Genomic DNA, 21,931 nt, shown 5'->3' with positions numbered 1-21,931 from the left:
AGTCCGCCGCTCCTCCCCGCCCCCGTCCCGCCCACGCAGCGGACGGGACGGCGGGCCGGGGCGGCGGACTCCGTCCTACAGGGAGATGCTGCGCCCGTCGGCGAAGCCCTCCTGGGCCAGGATCTCCTCGAGCGACTCGGCGGAGACCGGCTTGTCCGTGGTGATGACCATGACGGCGTGGCCCCCGCGGGTGCCCTCGGCGTCCTGGTGGTAGCCGACGGCGGCCTGCTCGATGTTCACGCCGCGGTCGCCCAGGAGCGCGCCGATGCGGCCGACCATGCCTGGCTGGTCGACGTAGCGGAGGATCACGAGGTTGCCCTCGAGCTGCAGGTTGAACCGCTGGCCCCACGCCTCGAGCAGGTGCGGGCGGTCGTTGCGGCCGAGCGTCGTGCCGACGACGCGGTGGCGCTCGCCGCCCGAGACGACGGTCACGCGCACGAGGTCCGTGAAGTCGCGCGCCTGGGTGCGCGTCGTCTCGGAGATCTCGATGCCGCGCTCCTTCGCGATGCCCGGGGCGTTGACGTCGTTGACGATCTCCTCCGTGCGGCCCTGCAGCGCGCCGCGCAGGACGGCGAGGGACAGCGGGCGGACGTCGCGCTCGGCGATGCGGCCGAGCGCCTCGACCTCGATCCGCTCGACGGACGAGCCGCCGGCGAGCTCGGTGGCGATGCGGCCCAGGCGGGTGGCGAGCGGGACGAACGGCGTGAGGACCTCGAGGTCCTCCTTGCCGACGGCCGGCGCGTTGACGGCGGACGTGACCGTGCCGCCGGTGAGCGCGGCGACGATCTGCTCGGCGGCCTGGAACCCGGCGCGGTCGTTGGCCTCGGCCGTCGACGCGCCGAGGTGCGGCGTGAGGATGACGTTGTCGTAGCCCTGGAGCACGTGCTCCGTGACCGGCTCGGACGGGAAGACGTCGAGCGCCGCGCCGCCGACCTGGCCAGCGTCGAGGGCGACCTTCAGGGCGTCCTCGTCGATGAGGCCGCCGCGGGCCACGTTGAGGACGCGCACGCCCTTCTTGACCTTCGCGAAGGCGTCCGTGCCGAGCCAGCCCGTGGTCTCCGGGGTCTTCGGCAGGTGGATCGTGATGAAGTCGGCGACGGCGTAGATCGCGTCGGAGTCCTCGGCCTTCTCCACGCCGAGCTCCTTGTAGCGCTCGGCCGAGACGTACGGGTCGTACGCGATGACGTTCATCGCCAGGCCCTGCGCGCGCTCGGCGACGAGCTGGCCGATGCGGCCGAAGCCGATGATGCCGAGCGTCTTGCCGTAGAGCTCGACGCCGGAGAGCTTCGAGCGCTCCCAGCGGCCCTGGTGCATGCCCTCGTTGGCGCGCGGGATGTTGCGAGCCAGCGACATCATGAGCGCGACGGTGTGCTCCGCGGCGGTCACGACGTTGGACTGCGGCGCGTTGACGACGATGATGCCGCGCTTCGTCGCCGCGTCGATGTCCACGTTGTCGACGCCGACGCCGGCGCGGCCGATGACCTTCAGGTTCGTGGCGCGCTCGATCAGCTCGGGCGTGAACGTCGTCGCGGAGCGGATCAGGACGCCGTCGTACTCGGGCAGCTTGGCCAGGAACGTCTCGTCGTCCCAGTCCAGGCCGAGGTCGACCTCGAAGCCCGCGTCGCGCAGCGCCTCGATGCCGGACGGGCCGACCTTCTCCTTGACGAGGACCTTGGGTGTCGTCTCAGTCATGTCTTGGGTCCTTCGGGTTCAGGCGTTCGGGAGGCGCTCGACGACGTACTCGATGCAGGCCGTGAGGCGCTGCACGTCGCTCGTGTCGACGGCGGGGAAGGTCGCCACGCGCAGCTGGTTGCGGCCGAGCTTGCGGTAGGGCTCCGTGTCGACGATGCCGTTGGCGCGCAGCGTCTTGGCCACGGCGGAGGCGTCGACGGCGTCGTCGAAGTCGATCGTCGCGATGACGAGGGAGCGGTTCTGCTCCTCCGTCACGAACGCGCTCGTGTAGTCGGTCTTCGCGGCCCACTCGTAGAGGTGACCCGAGCTCGCGGTGGTGCGCTGGACGGACCAGTCGAGGCCGCCGTTCCCGTTCATCCAGTCGAGCTGCTCGGCCAGGAGGAACAGCGTCGCCACGGCGGGCGTGTTGTACGTCTGGTCCTTCTTCGAGTTGTCCAGCGCGGTGGCGAGCGACAGGAAGTCGGGGATCCAGCGGTCGGAGGCGTCGAGCTCGACGATGCGCTCCTGGGCCTCGGGGCTCAGCAGCGCGAGCCACAGGCCGCCGTCGGAGGCGAAGCTCTTCTGGGGCGCGAAGTAGTACGCGTCGGCGTCCGCCGCGTTCACGGGCAGGCCGCCCGCGCCGGAGGTCGCGTCGATGAGGACGAGGCTGTCCTCGTCCCCCACGCGCTGGACGGGGACCATGACGCCGGTCGACGTCTCGTTGTGGGCCCACGCGACGACGTCGTAGGACTCCGTGGCGCCGGCGACGGCGGCCTGCGGGTCCGGGGCGGTGCCCGGGTCGGCGGAGACGACGATCGGGTCGCCGAGGAACGGCGCGCCCTTCGTGGCGCTCGCGAACTTCGAGGAGAACTCGCCGTAGGTCAGGTGCAGCGCGCGCTCGCGGACGAGGCCGAAGGCCGCGGCGTCCCAGAAGGCGGTCGCGCCGCCGTTGCCGAGGGCGACCTCGTAGCCCTCGGGGAGCGAGAAGAGGTCGCGCAGACCCGTGCGGACACGACCGACGAGGTTCTTGACCGGCTTCTGCCGGTGCGACGTGCCCATCAGGGCGGCGCCGCGCTCGGCGAGCGCCTGGATCTGCTCGGGACGGACCTTGGAGGGTCCGGCGCCGAAGCGCCCGTCGACCGGCTTGAGGTCGTCGGGGATCGTGATCGGCGAATCGGTGCTGGGTCCGGTCATGCTGCTCCTCGGATGTGGGGAGGGATGTCGGGTGCCCAGGCGCGCGGCGATATGAACGCCATCGCTCCCCGGTGGTCTGTTCCACCTGGATGCAACGCCAGTCGCGACGGCCGGGCGAGTCTATCGAAGCACCCCGGGTGGGCTTCGTGACGGACGCGTGAACCTGCACCGGGCGGTGGGCCACCGACGTGGGCGGTGGGGCCGCCGGCCGGGCGCGCTACCGTCGGGGGGATGAGCGATCCGATCCTCGTCGGCATCACCACCGCGGAGCTCTTCACCCCGGAGCAGACGATCCCCGCTCCCGAGTCCGAGCCGCCGCAACGCAAGCTGTCCCTCGGCATGGACTACCCCGCCGCCGTGTCCGCGGCCGGCGGCATCCCCGTCGTGCTGCCGCCGATGAGCGCCGGTGACGACGCGCTCCTCGAGCGTCTCGACGCCCTGGTGCTCTCGGGCGGCCCGGACATCGACCCGGGGCTCTACGGCGCGCACCCCCACCCCCACCTCGGGCCCGTCGAGCGCGACGCAGACCCGCGGGAGCGCGACGTCCTGCGCCGCGCCGAGGAGCGCGGCATGCCGGTCCTCGCGATCTGCCGGGGCATGCAGCTCCTGAACGTCTCGCGCGGCGGCACGCTGTGGCAGGACCTGCCGACGGAGCACCCCTCCGACGTCGACCACCGTCAGACGGCACCGGGGACCCGCACGACCCACGGCGTCGAGGTCGACCCCGAATCGCTGCTCGGGCGGCTGACGGGCGCGGCCGATCACGGCCCCGCGCTCGCGGTGAACACCTTCCACCACCAGGCGGTGCGCGACCTCGGCGAAGGCCTGCGCATCACCGCCCGATCCCCCGACGGCGTGATCGAGGGCGTCGAGGCGACGGACCACCCGTTCCTCGTGGGCGTGCAGTGGCACGCGGAGTCGCTCGTCGCCGACGCCCGCCACGCCGGGCTGTTCGCCGGGCTCGTGGAGGCGGCTCGCGCGGGACGGCCCGCGCCCGTCTGACCGCGTCGGCCGACGGCGTCGATCGACCGCTTCGGCCTGTCTCCTCGCCGGACGGCCGTGCCCGGCCCGCCGGTCACCCGTCCCCCTCCGTCGGGTGGTCCTCCCGATCCGACCGACGGTAGGTGGTTCGCCCCGCCCAGATCGGGCACCCGGGAGCAGCAGCATGCACCTCGACGCTGCCCTGCCCTACGCCCCGACCCCCGGAGCCTGGGACGAGGCCTTCGCCGCGGACGGCACGGTGCGGGAGCCCCACCGCTCCGCCCTCGAGGCCGTCGGGCGGCGCGGGCCACGCGCCGCCGCCGACGAGGCCGCCGCCTCCATCGCGGGGGCCGGCACGACCTTCGGCACGGACGACGCCCCCTACGTGGTCGACCCCGTTCCTCGTGCCATCGGGGCCGGAGACTGGGCGACGCTGGAGCGCGGCCTGGCCCAGCGGGTCCGTGCGCTGGACGCCTGGGTCGCCGACGTCCACGGCGAGCGGCGCGCGATCGCCGACGGGATCGTCCCCGCCGCGGCGCTCGACGGCTGCCGGTTCGTGGAGGACGACCTCGCCGGGCTCGGTGCCGTCGCCCCGGTGCGCATCGCCGTCGCCGGCCTCGACGTCGTCCGCGACGCCGAGGGCGGGTTCCGCGTGCTCGAGGACAACTGCCGGGTCCCCTCCGGTCTGGCGTACCTGCTCGCCGCTCGCGACGCCGTGACCGCCGCCCTCGGCGAGCCGCCCGACGACGTCGTGCCTCTCGCCGACCACGTGGGCCCGGCGCTGCTGCGCGCGGTGCGCGCCACGGCGCCCGCGTCCGCTGGGGAGGGCGCGTGCGTCGTCCTCTCGGACGGCCCGGAGAACACCGCGTGGTGGGAGCACGACGTCCTCGCCCGCCTGATGGGCGTCCCGCTCGTCACCCCCGCGGGTCTGCGGCTGCGCGGCGACCGGCTCGTGCTGGCCGAGACGGGTGAGCCCGTCGTCGCCGTCTACCGCCGCACGGACGTCGCGGCGCTGCGCGGCCCGGACGGTCGCCCCACGCCGCACGGCGAGCTGCTGCTCCCCGCCGTCCGCGCCGGGACCGTCGGCGTCGCCAACGGCTACGGCTGCGGCGTCGCGGACGACAAGGCGGTCTACCCCCACGTTCCCGCGCTCATCCGCTACTTCTGTGGTGAGGAGCCCGTGCTCGACGACGTGCACGTGCACGACCTCTGCGACGAGGAGACCCGTGAGCGCGTGCTCGCCACCCCCGAGACGCTCGTCTTCAAGCCCCGCGACGGGCAGGGCGGCCAGGGCGTGCTCGTCGGCCCCCGGGCCGGCGTCGGCGAGCTACGCGACGCGGTCGAGGCCGCCCGCCGCGACCCCGCCGCGTGGATCGCGCAGGACGCCGTGATGCTCTCGACCCACCCGACGGTGGTGGGCGACGAGCTCGTGCCCCGTCACGTCGACCTGCGCCCGTTCGCGCTCGCGGACGGCGACGGGGGTTGGCGGCTCGTGCCCGGTGGGCTCTCCCGGGTCGCGTTCGAGGAGGGCCAGATGGTCGTGAACTCCTCCCGCGGCGGCGGGGCCAAGGACACGTGGGTGCTGCGATGAGCGGCGAGGTGCACAAGGAGGCGTCCGGGACGGACTGGGCCGCCTGGCCGACCCGGTCGCCGGAGGACGCGTTCACCCTCGGCGTGGAGGAGGAGCTCATGCTGCTCTCCCCCGGCGGCTGGAACCTGGCGCAGGCGGCGGACGAGGTCCTGCCGCGCCTGCCGGAGGCCATCCGCTCGCGCGTCTGCCCCGAGACGCACGCCGCGGCGCTCGAGATCGAGACGGGCGTCGCGCGCACGGTCGCGGACGCGACGAGGGAGCTGCGCGGCCTGCGCGACGGCCTGCGGGAGACCGTGGAGCCGCTCGACCTCGCGGTGGCGTCCTCCGGCACGCACCCGTTCGCGGTGTGGCGCGAGACGGCGCTCGGCGGCGGGGAGCGGCAGGCCGAGGTGTACGGCTCGATGCGCGAGCTCGCCCGGCGCGAGCCGACCTACGCCCTGCACGTGCACGTCGGGATGCCGGACCAGGACGCGGCGGTCGCCGTGTTCAACCGCATGCGGGTGCACCTGCCGCTGCTCCTGGCGCTGTCGGGCAACTCCCCCTTCTGGCAGGGCCGCGACACCGGCCTGGCCTCCGCCCGGACGCCCCTGTTCCAGGCGTTCCCCCGCGTCGGGATCCCACGGCGGTTCGACGACTACGCGGAGTGGGTCGGCGCCGTCGACATGCTCGTCGCCTGCGATGCCTTCCCCGACTCGTCGTACCTCTGGTGGGACGTGCGGATGGTCCCGCGCCACGGCACGCTCGAGGTGCGGATCATGGACGCGCAGATCGACCTGGACGCGACCGCGTCGCTCGTCGCGCTCACCCAGTGCCTGGCGCGCATGGAGCTCGAGGAGGCGTGGGCCGAGGAGGCCTCGCACGCCCCGCAGGAGGTGTGGGAGGAGAACCGCTTCGTCGCCGCGCGCGACGGCATCGACGCCCGCCTCATCGTCGTCACGGAAGGCGTGCGCGTGCCCGTCGCTGACCGGGTCGACGAGCTGCTCCCCCGGCTGCGCCCGCACGCGCAGGACCTGGGGTGCGCGGACGAGCTCGAGGGCATCCTCGACCTCGTGCGGGAGAACGGCGCGAAGCGGCAGCTCGAGATCGCCCGCGACGAGGACCGGCTGCCCGGCCTGGTGCAGGCGCTCGCCGGGGCGTACTGAGCGGCGCCCCGGCGGCCGACCCGTCCCCCCCCCCTGTCGGCCCGCGCGGCGCCGGCCGGTCGGGCGACCGGGCGCCCGTCCGCCCCGACGGGCACGATGCAGGGGTGAACGACGACGCGATCGCGGTCCTCCGTGCCCGGCTGGCCGAGCTCTCCGACCTGGGCCACGCGGCCATGCTCCTGGAGTGGGACCAGCAGACCCAGATGCCGCCGCGGGGCGCCCAGGCGCGCGGCGGCGCTGCGGGCACGATCGAGCGGCTGGCCCACGAGCGGACGGCCGACCCCGCGCTGGCCGACATGCTCACGGCCGCCGAGGCCGCGGGCGAGGACCCCGGCCTGATCCGCGCGGTCCGCGAGGACCACGAGCGTGCCGTGCGCGTGCCCGCCCGGATCCTCGTCGAGATGACGGAGACCGCCGTCGAGGCCCAAGGCGTCTGGGAGCGCGCGAAGGAGGCCTCGGACTTCGCCGCGTTCGCGCCGCTGCTGCAGCGCCACGTCGCGCTGTGCCGGGAGTACGCCGCGTGCTTCCCGGAGGTCGAGCACCCCTACGACGCGCTCATGCAGCGCTACGAGCCGGGTGCGACGACGGCCGAGGTCCGCACCGCGTTCGCCCGCCTGCGCGAGGGCCTCGTCCCGCTCATCGCCGCGATCGCGGAGAAGCCGGACCCGGGCGACCTCGGGGGCCCGTTCCCCGTCGCCGACCAGCGCACGTTGGCACTCGAGATGGCCGCGTCCATGGGCTACGACCCCGAGTCCTGGCGGATCGACGAGGCCGCCCACCCGTTCATGGTCAACATGGGCCGCGAGGACGTGCGGATCACGACGAAGGAGGACGAGTCCCAGCTGGCGATGGGCCTCTTCGGCGTCCTGCACGAGACGGGTCACGGCCTCTACGAGCACGGGATCGACCCGCGCTGGGACCGCACGACCGTCGGCACCGGCACCTCGCTGGCGGTGCACGAGTCGCAGAGCCGGCTGTGGGAGAACATGGTCGGCCGCTCCCGCCCCTTCTGGGCGCACTGGCTGCCGCGGGCGCAGGAGCTCTTCCCGGAGCGCCTGCAGGGTCTCGAGGTCGACGAGGTGCTGCGCCGGATCAACGTCGTACGTCCGTCGCTCATCCGCGTGGACGCCGACGAGGCCACGTACTGCCTGCACGTGCTGCTGCGGTTCGAGCTCGAGCTGGCGCTGCTCGACGGCACGCTCGAGGTCGCCGACCTGCCCGCCGCGTGGAACGCGAAGATGCGCGACCTGCTCGGCGTGGACGTGCCGGACGACGCCCACGGCGTCCTGCAGGACGTCCACTGGGCGGCCGGCATCTTCGGGTACTTCCCGACCTACGCCCTCGGCACGATCGTCGCCGCGCAGCTGTGGGAGGCCGCGCACGTCGCCCTCCCCGACCTCGACCACCAGATCGGCGCGGGCAACCTTTCCGGCCTGCGCGCCTGGCTGCGCGAGCACGTGCACCAGTACGGGCGCACCCGCACCGGCGACGAGCTGCTGCGCGAGGCGACGGGCCACGGCCTCGACCCCGCGCCGCTGCTGCGGTACCTCAACGCGAAGTACGGCGCGCTCTACGACCTGTAGGCGCGCCGTCCGACGCCGGGCGTCGGGCGTCGGGCGTCGGGCGCCAGGCGTCGGCGGGTGCCCGGCCGTGCCGGCGTCCCGGGTGCCCGGCCGTCCCGGCCCCCCACCTCAGGGCGTCGCGGTGCCCTCGCCGGTGTCGCCGCCGGCGGCCGCGGCCGCCTGCTCGAGCGTCCGCACCTGCTGCTGCAGCTCCTGGACGTCGCCCTGGAGCTCGGTCACGGCCTCCGGATTGACCTCGGGGTCGCCGTCGTCCTGCGGTGCCGGCGCCGTCGTGGGCAGGGCGTCCACGCGCTTCGAGAGCGCGGCTAGGTCGCTCGACACCTTCTGGACGTCGCCGTCCGTGGCACGGTCGTCGATCCGGTCCTCGAGCTTCGACACCCGGTCGCGCAGCGCCGAGGTGCCCGAGCGGCTCGTGCGCGTCGTGTCCCCGTCGGAGTCGCCCTGGTCCAGCAGGGCCCAGAACGCGAGCCCGAGGGCGACGATCGAGACGGCCGCGAACGCCCACAGCGCCGTGCGCAGCGAGGAGAGGCGGTCCTCGATCGCCGTCAGCCGGGGGTCCTGCGCCCAGGCCACCGCGGGATCGACGCCCGGGGGCACCTGCCCGGGCGGCACGGCCCCCGCGACGGGCTGCCGCACGCCTGCCGGCGGGTGCGGCACGCGGGGTTGCCCGGCGGGCGGGGTCGGCTGGCCGGCCGGCGGCTGCGGGGCCCGCGGAGACATGCGGGTGGGCTCGTCGTCGAAGCTCATGACGCTTCGCGTACCCCGCCCGGACCCCCGCTAGCCGCCGGGTGGCCGGACGGCGTCGGGCCGAGAACGACGAAGACCCCGCGAGCGGGGCCTTCGGTGCCGCGTCCGGTCGGCGCAGGGCCGTCCGGCAGGGGTTACCCCTGCGCGAAGCCGGAGTCGTCGATCCAGTCCATCTTCGCGCGGAGCTCCTTGCCCGTCTGCTCGATCTGGAGGCCGGCCTGCTCCTTGCGGAGGCGGTCGAAGTTCTCGTTGCCGGCGCGGTGCTCGGCGATGAACTCGCGGGCGAAGGTGCCGTCCTGGATCTCGCCCAGGATCTTCTGCATCTCCTTCTTCGTCTCCGCGTTGACGACGCGCGGGCCACGGGTCAGGTCGCCGTACTCGGCGGTGTTCGAGATGGAGTAGCGCATGCCGGCCAGCCCCTTCTCGTACATCAGGTCCACGATGAGCTTGAGCTCGTGGAGGACCTCGAAGTAGGCCATCTCCGGGGAGTAGCCGGCCTCCGTGAGGACCTCGAAGCCCGTCTGCACGAGGGCGGACGTGCCGCCGCAGAGGACGGCCTGCTCGCCGAACAGATCCGTCTCGGTCTCGTCCTTGAACGTCGTCTCGATGACGCCGCCGCGGGTGCAGCCGATGCCCTTGGCGTAGGCCAGCGTCAGGTCGCGGGCGTTGCCGGTCGCGTCCTGGTGCACGGCGATGAGGCCGGGGACGCCGGAGCCCTCGAGGTACTGGCGGCGGACGAGGTGGCCCGGGCCCTTCGGGGCGGCGAGCGCGACGTCGACGTCGGCCGGCGGCTCGACCTCGCCGTAGAGGATGGAGAAGCCGTGCCCGAAGAGGACGAGGTTGCCCGGGGCGATGCCGTCCTTGGCCTCGGCCCACACGTCGCGGTGCAGCTCGTCCGGGACGAGGAACTGGACGAGGTCGCCCTTCGACGCGGCGTCGACGATCGACAGCACCTCGAGCCCGGCGTCCTTGGCCTTCTGGACCGACGAGGAGCCCTCGCGGAGGCCTACGACGACGTTGACGCCGGAGTCCTTGAGGTTCTGCGCGTGGGCGTGGCCCTGGGAGCCGAACCCGATGATGGCGACGGTCTTGCCGTCGAGCAACGTCAGGTCTGCGTCGTCGTCGTAAAACATGGCTTCGCAGCATACGCGCGCTCGGCGCGTGACGCGGCGCGGTGTCCGGGATACGGTTCGTTCGTCCCGGATCCTGTTCAGCCGATCGGCGTGCCGCCGGATCCTCCGGCGCCCGGACGGCTCGGGGTTTGCGCTCGCCGCGCCTGCACTGCCGCGACGGCCCAGGCCACCCCCGCGAGTCCGAGCTCGGCCGCGAAGACGCGCTTCGCGGCGGGCTGCCCTTCGTATCGGAGCTCTGCGCTCTCCCCGTCGATCAGGCCGGAGAGCAGGCTCCCGGCCTCGAGCGCGAGCACCGCTCCGACGACGAGCCACGGCCAGCTCCCACCGCGTCGGGCCACGGACCCCATGCCGCCGAAGACCGCGCCGACGCCGACGCTCGCCAGGCCCCACACCGCGAGTCGCACCGCGAGGGGCCCGGGAGCGATGTCCCCCTGGAGCACCTGCACGCCGTACTTCGCTCCCACGGCGGCGAGGAGTGCGACGGCGCCTGCGACGGCCGAGCGCGACCGCGCCCACCAGCCGATCACGAACGCCATCACCGCCCAGGGACCGCCGATGTTGACCGTCCAGGGCACCGCCCCCGCGCCGGCGTCGCCGAGCCGGGCCAGCACGCCGAACACCGCCCCGGCCGCAAGCGGAACGACGAGGCCGCCCGCCGGGGCGCGCGTGCGGATCACGTCGACGATCCGGGGATGGTCGCCGACGGGGCGGCGCCACCATCACGGGTGGTGATGCGGCCGCGCAAGCCGACCCCCCCATGACGTTCCTGGTCGGGCGGCCGCCGTCAGGCGTCGGCGGCCGCGACCAGCACCGCGCCCGGCACTGCGACGGCGCCCTCGGGGCCGTCCGGGTCGGGGAACGCGGCCAGCGCCGCCTCGATGTCCGCCTCGACTTCGGCGCGCCTCTCGGCCGGCGCGCCCTTCAGCGCAGTGGTCGCGCGGTCGGAGAGCCCCACGAAGTGCTCCCGCGCCTCCCGGGCACTCGGCGAGCGGAAGCGCACGTCGATGCGGTCGATCTCGGGCAGGATGAACCCCGTGTCGCCCAGGAGCTCGAGGACGCGCTCGCGGGGCAACGAGAACGGGCCCGGCTCGGGGGCGGCGGGGTCGAACGGCTCGGCCAGGCCGTGGCGGACGAGGACCTCGGTCCCGGCCGTCAGCCACGGGTTGTCCTCCGGGCGGTCCCAGACGGCCAGCGCGATGCGGCCGCCGGGGCGCAGCACGCGCCGGGCGTCGCGCAGAGCGGTCTCCGGATCCGGCACGAGCATGTAGCCGAAGCGCACGAGCAGCCCGTCGACCGAGGCGGCCGACATGTCGAGCCACTCGAGCTCCATCGGGGTGACCTCGACGTTGACGATCCCGCGCTCGGCGGCGTGGCGCTTGGCGGCCTCGACCATCCCCTCGGCGCCGTCGCTGATGATCACCTTCCCGCCCGGGTGGACGAGCTCCGCGGCCAGCAGACCGGTGTCGCCCAGCCCCGCGGCGGCCTCGAGGACGACGTGGCCGGGCTGCGGGCCGATCGCGTCGATCATGGCGTGCGAGACCGGGTCGACGGCCTCCTGGAACCACGCGCGCTCCCGCTCCCACGCGGCGGACGACCGCTCCCAGCGCTCGCGGGAGCCGGCCCGCAGGTCGTCGGGCGTCGGGGGCGTGGGATCGGGCGTCGCGCTCACCCGTCCATCGTCGCACGAGGACCGGGCCCGCCCGCAGCGGCCGCGCGGGTCCACCCGCGACGGGCCCACCCCCACGGGCCCACCCGCAGCGCCCCTTCCGGGCTAGGCGGGGCGGACGGCGCCCCGCTAGGCGAGCTCGCGACGCAGGAGCTTGCCCGACGGGGTCCGGGGCAGCACGTCGACGACCTCGATCTCGCGCGGGAGCTGGTGGCGCAGCAGGTGCAGCGCGGCGTGGCGCCGCAGCTCCTCGGGGTCGATCCGCGCGCCCGGGGCGGGGACGATCCGTGCGCACACCCGCTCGCCCCACTCCGGATCCGGCCGGCCGAAGACCGCCGCTTCGACGACGCCGGGCTGCGCCTCGAGTACGCGCTCGACCTCGAGGGGCAGCACGTTCTCGCCGCCGGTGATGATCGTGTCGCTCGAGCGCCCGACGATCGCCAGGTGGCCGCGTTCGTCGAGGACGCCGAGGTCACCCGTGCGCAGGCGGCCGTCCTCGCCCACGACCTCCCGGCAGACCGTTGGGCCGCTCACCAGCACCTCGCCCGTGACGCCCGGCGTCCGCGTCGGGCGCCCGTCGGCGCCGGCGATCTCGACGTGGGTGCAGAACAGCGGCGGCCCGAGCGTCGCGATTTGGCTCGCGGCCTCGCTCATCCCGTAGGTCGGGGCGACGGGGATCCCGGCCACGGCGGCCTCCTCGAGCATCCCTCCGGGGATCGCGGCGCCGCCGAGCAGCACCCACCGCAGCGCCGGGGCCTCCCCCGTGCCGGTCCCCGGTCCGCGCAGGCCCGCGTCGAGCAGCCGCCGCAGGGTCGTGGGCACGAGCGAGACGACGGTCGGCGCGGGGCGGCCGAGCTCACCGCGCAGCTCGGCGAGCACGCGGTCGGTGTCCCAGCCCTCGTGGACCACGGCGGTCGTGCCCGCGATCGCCGAGCGCAGCAGCACGCTGAGCCCGCCGACGTGGTTCAGGGGCAGCGCGCACAGCCACCGCTCGCCGGGCGGGCAGCCCAGCGTGGCGGCGGAGCCCAGGGCGCTCCACAGCCAGTTGCCGTAGGTCAGGGGGATCGCCTTGGCGGGGCCGCTCGTGCCGCTCGTGTGGACGACGATCGCGGCGGCGTCGAGGTCGTGGCGGTCCAACAGCTCCGCATCGGCGGCGGGAGCGAGCGCGCCCAGGTCCGTCCCGGCGTCGACGGCGAGGGTCGCGCCCTGCAGCCGCCGCTCCCGCTCCGCGGCCGGAAGCCGCGGGTCCAGGGGCACGACGACCGCCCCGAGCCGCAGCAGCCCGTGTAGTGCGACGACGAACGGCCGCCCGGGAGGCAACGCCAGGCCCGCGCGGCGACCCGGCCGGGCGCCGGCGGACCACAGGCGGCGGGCCGCGTCGTCCACCTCGGCGGCCAGCGCGCGGTACGTCGTGCCCACGAAGGCCTCGTGGTCGGGCCGACGGCGGGCGGAGCGCAGGAGCCAGGACTCGACGGAACGCACCTCCCGAGGGTAGCCGGCGCGGCGACGGGGCTGGCTGAACGGGCCGCCGCGTGTCGCGCGAGCGTCGCGTGCACCGTCCGCGCCCGGGGCTAGGGTCGGCGCTCCCACCCCGTCCCCGGCGTCCCCGTGAGCACCGACCACCACCCCGCCCTCGGCGGACCAGCAGGCTTCCTGCGCGCCCTCTTCGACCTGAGCTTCCGTCGCCTGATCACGCCGCGGCTGATCAAGGTCCTCTACGTCCTCTGGCTCGCGATCACCGTCGTCGTGCTCATCGCGATCACCGTCTCGATCTTCGACGGACAGGAACGGGCCCGCACCGTCAGCTTCGGGCCCGGCGGGTTCGTCTCGGACTCCGAGGTGGACGAGGGCGGCAGCGTCCTCGGCGGCCTGGCGTTCCTCTTCCTCGGCGCCCCGCTGCTGTTCCTCCTCTCCGCGATCGCCGGGCGCGTGCAGCTCGAGTTCCTCATCGCGCTGTTCCAGGTGGCGGAGAACACCGGGGCCATGCGGCAGGCCCTGGGCGCTCCGGCCGGCGCTCCGACGGGCGGCACCGGGGGGCCGCCGGCCGGAGGCTCCGCGCCCGGGGGCGGGCCGCGCGGTCCCGCACCCGCGGGCCCTGCGATGGGTGGCGGGGGTCCGGCCTCGCCGGGCCACGACGCCGGCCCGGACGACGGACCGCTCTTCGGCGGCCGCGGACCCCAGGGACCCCCGCCCGGCACGGGCCCCGTCGGTCCCGGCGGACCGCCCCGGGGCGCCTGAGCCGTGCCCGGGCCCGGCGTCCGGCGCGTGCCCGCGCCGTCCCGCGCGGCCGGCGCGCCCGGTGCGGGTCGGGCGGGTCGTCCCGCCCCGCACGGCGTGGCGCGGCCGGACGGGACTAGCCTTCCCCGCGCCCACACGGCGACCAAGAGGAGCACCCCGTGAGCGTCACCTGGACCGCACCCGCCGGCAGCGACTACACCGACATCCGCTACGAGCTGGCGGACACCGCCTCCGGCGACGCGGAGCACCCCGTCCGCATCGCGAAGATCACGATCGACCGGCCGGAGGTCAGAAACGCCTTCCGCCCGCAGACGATCATCGAGATCTCCCGGGCGATGGACGTCGCGCGCGAGGACCCGACCGTCGGCGTGATCGTGCTGACCGGCGAGGGTCCGCTGGCCTTCTGCTCCGGCGGCGACCAGCAGGTCCGCGGGGACTCGGGCTACCTCACCGACCCCGACAACCCGGACCGCCAGCCGTCCGGCTCGTCCGTCGGCCGCTTCCACGTCACGGACCTCCAGGTCCAGATGCGGCGCACGCCGAAGCCGATCGTCGCGATGGTCGCCGGCTACGCCATCGGCGGCGGCCACGTGCTGCACCTGCTCTGCGACCTGACGATCGCCGCAGACAACGCGCGCTTCGGCCAGACCGGCCCGAAGGTCGGCTCGTTCGACGGCGGCTTCGGCGCGTCGCTCCTCGCCGACGCGGTCGGCCCGAAGAAGGCGAAGGAGATCTGGTTCCTCTGCCGCCAGTACTCCGCGCAGGAGGCGCTCACGATGGGCCTCGTCAACACCGTCGTCCCGCTCGAGCGGCTCGAGGACGAGACCGTCGCGTGGTGCGAGGAGATGCTGCAGAACTCCCCCTTCGCGCTGCGGCTGCTCAAGGCGAGCTTCCACGCGGCCGAGGACGGCTACGCCGGCCTGCAGCAGCTGGCGCACGACACGAACCTGCTCTTCTACGGCTCGGAGGAGGCGCAGGAGGGCCGCGACGCGTACAAGGAGAAGCGGCGTCCCGACTTCTCCCGCTTCCCGCGGCGCGCCTGAGCGTCCGCTCCACCCCCGCGCCACCCACCCCAGCCCCGAACCGAGCCCATGAGCACCCACGCCGAGTTCACCGGGGGCGAGAGCCCCTCACCCCGCCCGAGCCCCGTCCGGATCTGGTTCCTGGCCGCCCGGCCGAAGACCCTCCCGGTCGGGCTGGCGCCCGTGCTCGTGGGTGCGGCGCTGGCGATCGAGCAGGACGAGTTCAGCCTCGGCCCGTTCCTCGCCGCGCTCTTCGGCGCCCTCTTCATCCAGGTCGGTGCGAACCTCGCCAACGACTACTCCGACGCCCGCCGCGGCGCGGACACGGACGACCGGCTCGGGCCGCTGCGGGTCACCGCCGGGGCGCTCGTGCCCCCGCGCCAGGTGCTGATCGCCACCTACATCACGTTCGGCCTGGCCGTCCTCTGCGGCGTCTACCTGATCGCGGTGGCGGGCTGGGTCATCCTGGCGATCGGCGCCGCGTCCATCGTCGCCGGACTGCTCTACACCGGAGGTCCGCGGCCCTACGGCTACGCGGGGCTCGGCGAGCTCTTCGTGTTCCTCTTCTTCGGGCTCGTGGCCGTCACGGGCACCTACTACGTGCTGACGAAGACGCTCGACGCCACGGCGATCGCGCTGGCCGTGCCCGTCGGACTCATGGCCTCCGCCGTGCTCGTCGTCAACAACGTGCGCGACATCGACACGGACCGCCGCGCCGGCAAGAACACGCTGGCGGTCCGCCTCGGCCGCAGCCGTACCCGCCTGCTCTACGCCGGCATGCTCGCCGCGGCCTACGTCATCACGGCGTTCGTCGGTGCGGTCGATCTCGAGCTGTCGTTGTGGCTGCTGATCGTCCTCGTGACCGTCCCCCTCGCCGTGCGCCTGGCGCGGACCGTCGCGACGCACACGGACGGCCCGACGCTCAACGGCGTGCTGGCCGGCACGGGCCAGCTCGAGCTGGCGTTCTGCGTGCTGCTGTCCGCCGGGATCCTGCTGTCCTGAGCCCCGTCCGCGCGGGGAGTGGCGCCCGCCGTCGCGGTGCGCCGACCCCACGCGACCGCGCCGGGAGCGTGGGCGGCGTACGCGACCGTACGGCCGTCCAGGGGCGCCGCCCGACCGCGCGAGCGCCTTCCGAATACGCTCCGCCGCGTGGATCTGCGCATCGAGGAGGTGGCGCTCCGGCTCGCGCAGCCGGTGCGCGCGGCCTGGGGCGAGATGACGGAGCGTCGCCTGCTCCTCGTCGCGCTCGAGGACGACGACGGGATGATCGGCTACGGCGAGGCCGCCCCGCTCGAGCCCTACGACGGCGTCCCCCTCGAGAGCTGCCGCGCCGCCCTCGAGGCGTGCCGCGCCGCCCTGCGCGACCTGCGCGGCGGCACGGGCGCCGAGGCGCTCGAGCGCTGCCGCGCCACCACCGACGTCCCCCACGCGCTGGCCGCCGTCGACCTGGCGCTCTGGGACCGCGCCTCGCGCCGCGAGGGCCGTTCCGTGTCCTCCATGCTCACGGAGGAGCCCCACCGCTGGGTGCCCGTGAACGCCACGATCGCCGGCCTCGAGCCCGAGGACGCCGCCGAGCTCGCGCGGGAGTGCGCCGACGCCGGCTTCGAGACCGTGAAGCTCAAGGTCGGGCTGCCCGACGACGAGGAGCGCGTCCGGGCCGTCCGCGAGGCGATCGGCCCCGACGTCGCCCTGCGGCTCGACGCGAACGGCGCCTGGACCGTCAACGAGGCGATCGCCGCGATCGCGACCCTCTCCCCCTACGGCGTCGAGCTCGTCGAGGAGCCCGTGCACGGCATTGAGCGCATCCGCACCGTCCGCGACCGCCTGCCCGTGCGGGTGGCGATGGACGAGACCGCCGACGTCCCCGGCGCCATCGCCTCCGGGGCCGCCGACGCCGTCGTCCTGAAGGTCGGGCGCTCCGGCGGGATCGGCGGGCTCCTGGCCCGCGCGACGCTCGCGCGCTCCACCCGCGCCGACGTCATCCTCGCCTCCGCCTGGGACGGCCCGCTGAGCGTCGCCGCCGCCGTCCACGCCGCCGCGGCGCTGCGCCTACGCGACGCGTCGGGCCTGGCCACGCTCACCCTCTTCGAGCCCGCCGCCCTCGATGCGGTGGGCATCGGGAACGAGAGCCTGGGCGACATGGCGGGCAGGCTCACCGCCCGCGACGGCACCATCAGCGTCCCCCGCACGCCCGGCCTCGTCTGAGAGGCGCGGCTCGGTAGGGTCGCCGCCCATGACCGGTCTTCCCCTCCTCGGCCTCCACGTCTCCCCCGCCGGCGGGCTGCCGAAGGCCGTCGAGCGCGGGGTCGAGCGCGGCTGCGAGTCCATCCAGATCTTCACGCAGAGCCCCCGCCGCTGGGCGCCGACGAACCACACGGACGAGTCCATCGCGGAGTTCCGCGAGGCCCTCGCGGCCTCCCCGATCCAGTCCGTCGTCATCCACGCGCTCTACCTCTCCAACGCGGCCACGCCCGACCCGGAGCTGCGGGAGAAGTCGCTCACCGCCATCACCCACTCCCTGCGCGTCGGTGACGCCATCGGCGCGGCCGGGGTCGTGCTCCACCCGGGCTCGGCGAAGGACGGCCACGTCGGCGAGGCGATCGAGCGCTGCGGCGACGTCTTCCAGGAAGCGCTCGCCGAGTCGGAGAACTGCCCGCTGCTGCTCGAGGACACCGCGGGCGCCGGCGGCACCCTCGGGCGGTCCTTCGAGGAGCTCGCCGCGCTCCTCGAGGTCTCGGGCGGCCACGAGCGGATCGGCTTCTGCCTGGACTCCTGCCACCTCCTCGCGTCGGGGTACGACGTGCGGACGGAGGAGGCGCTCGACGGCGTGCTCGCCGACGCCGACGCGCAGTTCGGCCTGGACCGCCTGCGCTGCATCCACGTGAACGACTCCCAGACGCCGCTGGGCTCCAACCGCGACCGCCACGCCCCCCTGGGCACCGGCGAGATCGGCGAGGTCGGCATCGCCGCGGTCGTCTCCGAGCCGCGCTTCGCGGGGCTGCCCGTGATCTTCGAGGGGCCCGGCATCGAGGGCAAGGAGCCGATGCCGGCCGACATGGAGATCATGCGCCGCCTGCGCGACGAGGGCCGCTCCGCCCGCGGCCTGGCGTGAGGCCCGGCGCAGAGATCTGCGCCTCCCGCACGAAGATTTCACCGAGACGGACCATCTCGCATAGGTCGTCTTGAGGATCGCCCGGCAGGATGGTCTCCACAACGGTTTCCGCTCCCAGGAATCGTCGTCCCCATCGTGTCCGCACCGTCCGAAGACCGTCCGCCCCGCACCGCCTCCCGCGCCACCCGGCGCGTGAAGGCCGCCGCCGCCCCGATCGCCGTGGCCGGCGCCGTGGCGCTGTCGGCCACCGGCATCGGCATGTCGGCGTCGCCGGCGGCCGCGGCCGAGCGCGTGCAGCAGCGGCTCGTGTCCGAGGGCTACCTCTCACCGACCGACGTCACCGGCGACTACGACCCGCGCACCGGCGCGGCCGTGGCCCGCTGGCAGGCCGCACGTGGCCTGCGTGCTCACGGGCTCGTCGACACGATTACGGCAGACGAGCTCCTGGGTACAGGCGGGAGCATCCCCCAGCGAAGGACCCCCTCATGAGCAAGGACCAGGAGCTCTCACCGCAGCGCGCCCAGCGCCGCAGCCACCGCGGCCGGCGCCTCGCGCAGCAGGCCATGGCCGGCGTCGGGAACAACGACCTCGCCCGCCGGCTGCGCCGCAAGTCCGAGGACGCGCGCGCCGATCGCTCGGTAGCGACGGTCTCGACCTCCGACGACGACCGTCAGCGGCGTCGCAAGCGTCGCCAGTCGATGCCCCACCGCGGGTACCGCGCCCGCCCCCAGGCCGCGTAGCGCCGCCGCCAGCCCGGCGGCGTCACCGTCGGCGATCGCCGCCCGCTGCGCCGCGCGCACGGCGGGAGGGTCGCCGTCCCACAGCGGCAGGGTCGCCCAGCGATCCGCGAACGCCTCGAGCCCTTCGCGCTCGAGGAACCGCGCCTGCTCCTCGTCCGCCGCCCGCCGCGCCGCCCGCTCCTCCTCGTCCTCCAGGCCCGAGGTCGAGGAGACGAGCACCACGTGCTCGAGCAGCTCGGGCCGCGCGAGCGCCAGGTGCAGCGCCAGCCGCCCGCCGAGCGAGTAGCCCGCCAGCGCGACCCGGCCGCACGGAGCGTCGCGGGCCGCGACCGCGAGCTCGCCCTCGAGGTCCGTCAGGGTCGACCTGAGGTCGACGGGCCGGCGCCCCGCCGCGGTGCCGTGCCCGCGCAGGTCGGGAGCGATCAGCACGACGCCGGCGGGCAGCGCGTCGCGCACCGCGTCCCACGAGCGGCTCGAGCCGCCGAACCCGTGGAGGGCGAGGACCGAGCGGGAGGCCATCGGCGCAGGCTCGCAGAGCGACGCCGGCCCGCGCTCTCTGGCACCCTCGGTGGGTGCCCGCGTCCGCCACCCCGCCCCGTGACGGTCACGGGAGCCGCGTCCTCGTCCAGGCCCTGATCGAGGAGCTCGGTCGCGCCGGCGTCAGCCACGCGGTGACCTCGCCCGGCTCGCGGAACACGCCCATCCTCATCGCGCTCGCCGCCGCCGACGGCCTGCAGGTCCACAGCGTCATCGACGAGCGGACCGCCGGGTTCGTGGCCGTCGGCGCGGCGAAGGCCAGCGGCCGGGCGGTCGTGCTCTGCTGCACGTCGGGGAGCGCCGTCGCCCAGTACCTGCCCGCGGTCGTCGAGGCGCACCACGCGCGCGTGCCGCTCGTGCTGCTCACGGCCGATCGGCCGGCGGAGCTGCGCGAGGTCGGCGCGGGCCAGACGATCGACCAGCTCGCCACGCTGCGGGGCGTGCTGCGCTGGCAGCACGAGGTCGCCGTCGACACGGCCGACATCTCCACCGTCCGCTACGCCCGCAGCCTGGCCGCCCGGGCGCTGCTCGCCGCGGAGGGGGCGGCCGGCGGCGGCGCGGGGCCCGTCCACCTGAACCTGCCGCTGCGCGAGCCGCTCGCCCCCACCGGCGACGTGCCCGCGACGCCCGTGCCCGCCCGCCCGGGCGCCGCGCCGTGGGTGACCCGCACCGGCCGCCTGGGGGCCCCGGACGACGACGCCGTCCGGCGTCTCGGCGGCCTGCTCGCCTCGCGTCCGCGTGCGGTCGTCGTCGCCGGTCGGCACGAGGCCGAGCCGCGGCTCGGCCCGGCGCTCGCGGCCCTCTGCGAGCTCCTGGCGATCCCGCTCCTGGCCGACCCGCTCTCGGGGGCCCGGCGCGGCACGGCCGCGATCGGGCGCTACGACGCGGTCCTCGCCTCGGGCGCGGTGCCGTCCGACGCCGAGCTCGTGGTCCGCGTCGGCGACCTGCCGACGAGCAAGCCGCTGCGCCGCTGGCTGACGGGCCTGCCGGTCGACGTCCCGCAGGTGCACGTCGCCGCGGACGGCGCGTGGCAGGACCCGGACGGCGTCCTCTCCGAGCTCGTCGTCGCCGATCCGCTGCCGCTGCTCGAGGCGCTGGCACCGCGCCTGGCGCACGCGCCCCGCGACCCGGAGTGGCTCGCGACGTGGCGGGCGGCGGAGGAGCGGGTGCGCACCGCACAGGACACGCTGCTGAACGCCGCCGGCGACGCGCGCCCGACGGAGCCGTGGCTCGCCCGCGAGCTGACCGCGCTCCTGCCGCCGGCGGCGACGTTGCTCGTGGCGGCGTCCATGCCGATCCGCGACGTGGAGTCCTTCATGGCCCCGCGCGACGCGGTCCGCGTGGTCTCCAACCGCGGCGCGAACGGCATCGACGGCACGATCGCCACCGCCTGGGGGCTTGCCCTGGGCAAGGCGCCGGGCGACGGCGAGGTCCTCGTCCTCGTGGGCGACGTCGCCCTGCAGCACGACGTCGGCTCGCTCCTGGCCGCCGGTCACGCCGGCGTCGACCTCACCGTGGTGCTCGTGGACAACGACGGCGGGGGCATCTTCCACTTCCTCCCCATCGGCGAGGACCGGGGGCCCGACGTCGAGCGCCTCGTGATGACGCCGACGGGGCTCGACGTGCCCGCGATCGTGGGGGCCGCGGGTGGGCACGTGCACGCCGTCGCCCGCCGGGACGAGCTGGTCCCTGCGCTGCGGGCCGCGACGGCCCAGCGCGGGCTGTCCGTGGTCCACGTGCGGACGGACCGCGACGAGAACCGCGCGCTGCACCGCGCGCTCGCCGAGCGCGCGGCGGCGGCGACCACCGGCGACTGACGTCGCTCGCGGGGAGCGGACGCCCGGGTCGTCGGCTCGGCTCCTCAGGCCTGGGGGCGCTCGGCCACGCGGGTGACCCACGCGGTCAGCCGCGGGTGGCTCTCCGTGTCGAACCCGCCGAGCTCGTGCAGCACCCGGTGGAAGGGGTCCGTGTCCTCGGGCGTCGGGGCCTGCACGCCGTAGCGGAGGAACGGGTAGGCCGTCACGTCGCAGATCCCGAACGCGTCGCCGCCCAGGAAGTCCTGGCCCTCCAGCCGCTCCTCGAAGCGGTCCAGCCAGGTGCGCAGGCGCCCCGTGTCGTCGACGACCGCGCGGGCCTCGGAGTCGCCAAGCCGGCCCCGGTCGAACTCCACGGGGCCGAGCAACGCGGCGATCCGGTTCGGCGGGCCCTTCCACACCTCGTTGAAGCGGTGGCAGAAGACATCGGCCAGGGCCGCGTCGCCCGGGTCCGCGGGCCACAGCGGCGGCGTGGGCCACTGCGCCTCGATCCGCGCGAGGATCCGCGGCGAGTCCGTGATGACCTCGCCGTCCTCGGCGATCAGCACGGGCACGAGGTCCTGGCCGCTGAGCTCGCGGACCTGGCGGCGGTCGTCCGGGTCGACGTCCACCCAGTCCACCGTGAGCCCCTTGTGCCCGGCCGCGAGCGCGATGCGCTCCACGTTCGTCGAATCGGGGATGCGCAGGACGCGGAGATCGGCCATGGGCAGATCCTACGGCGGGTCGTACCGGGACGCCGATCCGCGTCGTTCTGTCTATT

The 21,931-nt window shown here is 75.1% G+C and carries 20 protein-coding genes and 1 riboswitch; of the genes, 11 read left to right on the top strand and 9 right to left on the bottom strand.

Annotation, left to right across the window (positions count from 1 at the left end):
- Positions 1-75: 75 nt before the first annotated feature.
- Both serA and serC read right to left on the bottom strand, forming a co-directional pair.
- On the bottom strand, positions 76-1,692 hold the full coding sequence (gene serA, locus F593_RS0109585; protein WP_022928534.1) for a phosphoglycerate dehydrogenase: 1,617 nt from the start codon (positions 1,690-1,692) through the stop codon (positions 76-78).
- Positions 1,693-1,710: 18 nt separating this feature from the next.
- On the bottom strand, positions 1,711-2,865 hold the full coding sequence (gene serC / locus F593_RS0109580) for a phosphoserine transaminase (RefSeq protein ID WP_022928533.1): 1,155 nt from the start codon (positions 2,863-2,865) through the stop codon (positions 1,711-1,713).
- A gap of 26 nt (positions 2,866-2,891) precedes the next feature.
- A riboswitch (ZMP/ZTP riboswitch) is annotated at positions 2,892-2,980 on the bottom strand.
- A gap of 116 nt (positions 2,981-3,096) precedes the next feature.
- Between serC and F593_RS23915 the strand changes: the two genes are divergently transcribed.
- The 4 genes from F593_RS23915 (at position 3,097) to F593_RS0109560 (ending at position 8,162) form a co-directional block, all read left to right on the top strand.
- Positions 3,097-3,867 carry a gamma-glutamyl-gamma-aminobutyrate hydrolase family protein gene (locus F593_RS23915; protein WP_022928532.1) on the top strand — a complete coding sequence of 257 codons (771 nt, stop codon included), beginning with the start codon at positions 3,097-3,099 and terminating at the stop codon, positions 3,865-3,867.
- A 163-nt stretch (positions 3,868-4,030) separates the two neighbouring features.
- Positions 4,031-5,437 carry a circularly permuted type 2 ATP-grasp protein gene (locus F593_RS23910; RefSeq protein WP_022928531.1) on the top strand — a complete coding sequence of 469 codons (1,407 nt, stop codon included), beginning with the start codon at positions 4,031-4,033 and terminating at the stop codon, positions 5,435-5,437.
- Positions 5,434-6,579, top strand: a complete 1,146-nt coding sequence (locus tag F593_RS23905) for a carboxylate-amine ligase (RefSeq protein ID WP_022928530.1) — start codon at positions 5,434-5,436, stop codon at positions 6,577-6,579. Before F593_RS23910 ends, F593_RS23905 begins: the two co-directional genes overlap by 4 nt.
- 104 nt (positions 6,580-6,683) lie before the next feature.
- Positions 6,684-8,162, top strand: coding sequence for a carboxypeptidase M32 (locus tag F593_RS0109560; RefSeq protein WP_022928529.1), 1,479 nt, complete (start codon positions 6,684-6,686; stop codon positions 8,160-8,162).
- Positions 8,163-8,270: 108 nt separating this feature from the next.
- Here F593_RS0109560 and F593_RS0109555 read toward each other — a convergent pair whose 3' ends face one another.
- The 5 genes from F593_RS0109555 to F593_RS23895 form a co-directional block, all read right to left on the bottom strand.
- Positions 8,271-8,909 (bottom strand): hypothetical protein, encoded by a 639-nt coding sequence (locus tag F593_RS0109555; RefSeq protein WP_022928528.1) that lies wholly within the window; start codon positions 8,907-8,909, stop codon positions 8,271-8,273.
- Positions 8,910-9,043: 134 nt separating this feature from the next.
- The gene (gene ilvC, locus F593_RS0109550) at positions 9,044-10,042 is read right to left on the bottom strand and encodes a ketol-acid reductoisomerase (RefSeq protein WP_022928527.1); all 999 of its coding nucleotides are present in this window, start codon (positions 10,040-10,042) and stop codon (positions 9,044-9,046) included.
- A gap of 77 nt (positions 10,043-10,119) precedes the next feature.
- Entirely contained in the window at positions 10,120-10,719 is a 600-nt protein-coding gene (locus F593_RS0109545) for a DUF6518 family protein (protein WP_022928526.1), read from the bottom strand.
- A gap of 107 nt (positions 10,720-10,826) precedes the next feature.
- Entirely contained in the window at positions 10,827-11,711 is an 885-nt protein-coding gene (locus F593_RS28085; RefSeq protein WP_022928525.1) for a class I SAM-dependent methyltransferase, read from the bottom strand.
- 126 nt (positions 11,712-11,837) lie between these two features.
- Entirely contained in the window at positions 11,838-13,190 is a 1,353-nt protein-coding gene (locus F593_RS23895) for a class I adenylate-forming enzyme family protein (protein ID WP_022928524.1), read from the bottom strand.
- A gap of 126 nt (positions 13,191-13,316) precedes the next feature.
- Between F593_RS23895 and F593_RS30330 the strand changes: the two genes are divergently transcribed.
- The 6 genes from F593_RS30330 to F593_RS0109505 all read left to right on the top strand — a co-directional run bounded on the left by F593_RS30330 (position 13,317) and on the right by F593_RS0109505 (position 18,569).
- On the top strand, positions 13,317-13,946 hold the full coding sequence (locus tag F593_RS30330) for a DUF4282 domain-containing protein (protein WP_051160479.1): 630 nt from the start codon (positions 13,317-13,319) through the stop codon (positions 13,944-13,946).
- Positions 13,947-14,104: 158 nt separating this feature from the next.
- The gene (gene menB / locus F593_RS0109525) at positions 14,105-14,989 is read left to right on the top strand and encodes a 1,4-dihydroxy-2-naphthoyl-CoA synthase (protein ID WP_022928523.1); all 885 of its coding nucleotides are present in this window, start codon (positions 14,105-14,107) and stop codon (positions 14,987-14,989) included.
- Between the two features lie 48 nt (positions 14,990-15,037).
- Positions 15,038-15,970 carry a 1,4-dihydroxy-2-naphthoate polyprenyltransferase gene (locus tag F593_RS0109520; RefSeq protein WP_022928522.1) on the top strand — a complete coding sequence of 311 codons (933 nt, stop codon included), beginning with the start codon at positions 15,038-15,040 and terminating at the stop codon, positions 15,968-15,970.
- 147 nt (positions 15,971-16,117) lie between these two features.
- Entirely contained in the window at positions 16,118-17,173 is a 1,056-nt protein-coding gene (locus F593_RS23885; protein WP_022928521.1) for a mandelate racemase/muconate lactonizing enzyme family protein, read from the top strand.
- A 28-nt stretch (positions 17,174-17,201) separates the two neighbouring features.
- Positions 17,202-18,080, top strand: a complete 879-nt coding sequence (locus F593_RS0109510; protein WP_022928520.1) for a deoxyribonuclease IV — start codon at positions 17,202-17,204, stop codon at positions 18,078-18,080.
- Positions 18,081-18,215: 135 nt separating this feature from the next.
- Positions 18,216-18,569, top strand: coding sequence for a peptidoglycan-binding domain-containing protein (locus F593_RS0109505; RefSeq protein ID WP_157251695.1), 354 nt, complete (start codon positions 18,216-18,218; stop codon positions 18,567-18,569).
- Positions 18,570-18,586: 17 nt separating this feature from the next.
- Here the strand turns inward: F593_RS0109505 and F593_RS23880 are convergent, their stop codons facing one another.
- Complete coding sequence (locus F593_RS23880; protein ID WP_022928519.1) at positions 18,587-19,339, bottom strand: alpha/beta fold hydrolase; 753 nt, start codon at positions 19,337-19,339, stop codon at positions 18,587-18,589.
- 53 nt (positions 19,340-19,392) lie between these two features.
- Between F593_RS23880 and menD the strand changes: the two genes are divergently transcribed.
- On the top strand, positions 19,393-21,174 hold the full coding sequence (gene menD / locus F593_RS0109495; protein ID WP_022928518.1) for a 2-succinyl-5-enolpyruvyl-6-hydroxy-3-cyclohexene-1-carboxylic-acid synthase: 1,782 nt from the start codon (positions 19,393-19,395) through the stop codon (positions 21,172-21,174).
- A 44-nt stretch (positions 21,175-21,218) separates the two neighbouring features.
- Here menD and F593_RS28075 read toward each other — a convergent pair whose 3' ends face one another.
- Complete coding sequence (locus F593_RS28075) at positions 21,219-21,875, bottom strand: glutathione S-transferase family protein (protein ID WP_022928517.1); 657 nt, start codon at positions 21,873-21,875, stop codon at positions 21,219-21,221.
- Between the last annotated feature and the right edge of the window lie 56 nt (positions 21,876-21,931).

Source organism: Patulibacter americanus DSM 16676 (assembly GCF_000420025.1).
GTDB classification, from domain to species: domain Bacteria; phylum Actinomycetota; class Thermoleophilia; order Solirubrobacterales; family Solirubrobacteraceae; genus Patulibacter; species Patulibacter americanus.
Note: the sequence above shows the minus strand (reverse complement) of the source record. Positions and strands in the feature narration are given on the sequence as shown.

What these genes read in the sequence shown, in the direction of transcription:
- serA (WP_022928534.1), bottom strand. Translation starts at nt 1,692, where the DNA reads ATGACTGAGACGACACCCAAGGTCCTCGTCAAGGAGAAGGTCGGCCCG.
- serC (WP_022928533.1), bottom strand. Translation starts at nt 2,865, where the DNA reads ATGACCGGACCCAGCACCGATTCGCCGATCACGATCCCCGACGACCTC.
- F593_RS23915 (WP_022928532.1), top strand. Translation starts at nt 3,097, where the DNA reads ATGAGCGATCCGATCCTCGTCGGCATCACCACCGCGGAGCTCTTCACC.
- F593_RS23910 (WP_022928531.1), top strand. Translation starts at nt 4,031, where the DNA reads ATGCACCTCGACGCTGCCCTGCCCTACGCCCCGACCCCCGGAGCCTGG.
- F593_RS23905 (WP_022928530.1), top strand. Translation starts at nt 5,434, where the DNA reads ATGAGCGGCGAGGTGCACAAGGAGGCGTCCGGGACGGACTGGGCCGCC.
- F593_RS0109555 (WP_022928528.1), bottom strand. Translation starts at nt 8,909, where the DNA reads ATGAGCTTCGACGACGAGCCCACCCGCATGTCTCCGCGGGCCCCGCAG.
- ilvC (WP_022928527.1), bottom strand. Translation starts at nt 10,042, where the DNA reads ATGTTTTACGACGACGACGCAGACCTGACGTTGCTCGACGGCAAGACC.
- F593_RS0109520 (WP_022928522.1), top strand. Translation starts at nt 15,038, where the DNA reads ATGAGCACCCACGCCGAGTTCACCGGGGGCGAGAGCCCCTCACCCCGC.
- F593_RS0109510 (WP_022928520.1), top strand. Translation starts at nt 17,202, where the DNA reads ATGACCGGTCTTCCCCTCCTCGGCCTCCACGTCTCCCCCGCCGGCGGG.
- F593_RS23880 (WP_022928519.1), bottom strand. Translation starts at nt 19,339, where the DNA reads ATGGCCTCCCGCTCGGTCCTCGCCCTCCACGGGTTCGGCGGCTCGAGC.
- F593_RS28075 (WP_022928517.1), bottom strand. Translation starts at nt 21,875, where the DNA reads ATGGCCGATCTCCGCGTCCTGCGCATCCCCGATTCGACGAACGTGGAG.